This is a genomic window from Dietzia cercidiphylli (assembly GCF_014145145.1).
In the GTDB taxonomy this organism is placed as follows: Bacteria; Actinomycetota; Actinomycetes; order Mycobacteriales; family Mycobacteriaceae; genus Dietzia; species Dietzia natronolimnaea.
On the sequence record NZ_JAALEA010000363.1, the window covers coordinates 1 to 1,867 of the forward strand.

Annotated in this window: 3 protein-coding genes; 1 reads left to right on the forward strand and 2 read right to left on the reverse strand. The window is 72.3% G+C overall.

Annotated features, from left to right (window positions below):
• Together G6028_RS12945 and G6028_RS12950 are read right to left on the reverse strand one after the other, a co-directional pair.
• Positions 1-354: AMP-binding protein (locus G6028_RS12945; protein ID WP_182659123.1), on the reverse strand; the 354-nt coding region annotated here is incomplete at its 3' end.
• 17 nt (positions 355-371) lie between these two features.
• The gene (locus G6028_RS12950) at positions 372-1,355 is read right to left on the reverse strand and encodes a 1,4-dihydroxy-2-naphthoyl-CoA synthase (RefSeq protein WP_182610820.1); all 984 of its coding nucleotides are present in this window, start codon (positions 1,353-1,355) and stop codon (positions 372-374) included.
• 23 nt (positions 1,356-1,378) lie between these two features.
• On the opposite strand from G6028_RS12950, the gene G6028_RS12955 reads away from it, so the two are divergent.
• Positions 1,379-1,867 (forward strand): enolase C-terminal domain-like protein (locus G6028_RS12955; RefSeq protein WP_277817605.1); only part of this gene is annotated, 489 nt, incomplete at its 3' end.

Consider the following 1,867-nt stretch of genomic DNA (forward strand, 5'->3'; position numbering starts at 1 on the left):
CACCTGGAGGCCTGCGATGTGGTGCGCGGGCAACGCGAGCAGCCAGCGCCCCGGCCCGCCGAGGAACGCGTCGGTGGCGGAGGCCGACGCGGCCAACGCGGCGGCGGACAGCATCGCTCCCTTGGGAGTGCCCGTCGAGCCGGAGGTGCTCACCACCAGAGCCGCCCGGTCGTCGATCGGCTCGTCGGGGTGCATGGCGCCGACGAGCAGACGCATCCGGGCGGGGTCGTCGGACGGGACGGGCAGCAGCGCGGGGCCACGGTCGGCCAGGAGCTGCTCGAACGTGGGGAACAGGGCGGTGACGGCCACGCCGCCGGGGACGGGCAGGGTGCGCAGGTCGCGGGTAACGGGCATGGACCGGACCGGCGCCGTCAGTAGTAGTAGGGGAAGTCGTCCCAGTTCGGGTCGCGCTTCTCCAGGAACGCGTCGCGCCCCTCCACCGCCTCGTCGGTCATGTACGCCAGTCGTGTGGCCTCGCCGGCGAACACCTGCTGACCCATCAGGCCGTCGTCGGTGAGGTTGAACGCGAACTTGAGCATCCGCTGCGCGGTGGGCGACTTGCCGTTGATCTGTCGCGCCCACTCGATCGCGGTGTTCTCGAGCTCGGCGTGGTCGACGACCCGGTTGACCGCGCCCATCTGGAACATCTCCTCGGCCGTATACGCCTGACCCAGGAAGAAGATCTCGCGCGCGAACTTCTGGCCCACCTGCTTGGCCAGGTACGCGCTGCCGTAGCCGGCGTCGAAGGACCCCACGTCGGCGTCGGTCTGCTTGAACCGGGCGTGCTCGCGGGAGGCCAGGGTCAGGTCGCTCACCACGTGGAGCGAGTGGCCGCCGCCGGCCGCCCACCCGTTGACCAGGCAGATCACCACCTTGGGCATGGTGCGGATGAGCCGCTGCACCTCCAGGATGTGCAGCCGGCCGCCCTCGGCCTTGACCCGGGCCTCGTCCACCTTGTCGGCGGTCGCGCCGGCCACGTCCGAGTCGTGTTCCGTGGAGTACTGGTAGCCGGACCGGCCGCGGATCCGCTGGTCGCCGCCGGAACAGAACGCCCAGCCGCCGTCCTTGGCGCTCGGCCCGTTGCCCGTGAACAGCACGGTGCCCACGTCGGGGGAGCGGCGGGCGTGGTCGAACACCCGGTACAGCTCGTCCACGGTGTGCGGCCGGAAGGCGTTACGCACCTCGGGGCGGTCGAAGGCGATCCGCACGATCCCGTCGGCCCGGCCCTCGCCCACGTGGCGGTGGTAGGTCAGGTCCGTGAGGTCCTCCCCGTTCCGGAAGCCCTCGACCTCCCGCCACTGCGTCGGATCGAACGGGTTCCCGGTCTCGCCCTGCGCTGCGCTGCTCTCGGTCATGGGTTCGACGTTAGCGTGGAGCCATGACATCCGTACCGGGCCCCGAGTCGATCGACGATCTGCTCGCCCGCGTCCACGTGGTGGCCCTGCCGATGCGGGTCCGGTTCCGCGGCCTCACCGAGCGGGAGGTGGCGCTGGTCGAGGGGCCGGCGGGGTGGGGTGAGTTCGGCGCCTTCCCCGAGTACGACGACCCCGAGGCCGCCCACTGGCTTCGCTCCGCCCTGGAGATGGCGTGGCAGGGTCCGCCGCCGGCCCTGCGGTCGCGTGTCGCCGTCAACGCCACGGTCCCGGCGGTCTCCGCGGGCGAGGTGGCCGGGATCCTCGACCGCTTCCCCGGGTGCACCACGGTCAAGATCAAGGTCGCGGAATCCGGGCAGCAGCTCGTCGACGACGTCGCCCGGGTCGCCGCGGTCCTGCAGGCCCGCCCCGACGCCCGCATCCGGGTGGACGCCAACGGGGCCTGGACGGTCGCCGAGGCCGCTCATGCCGTCCGGGTGCTGGACCAGGCCGTC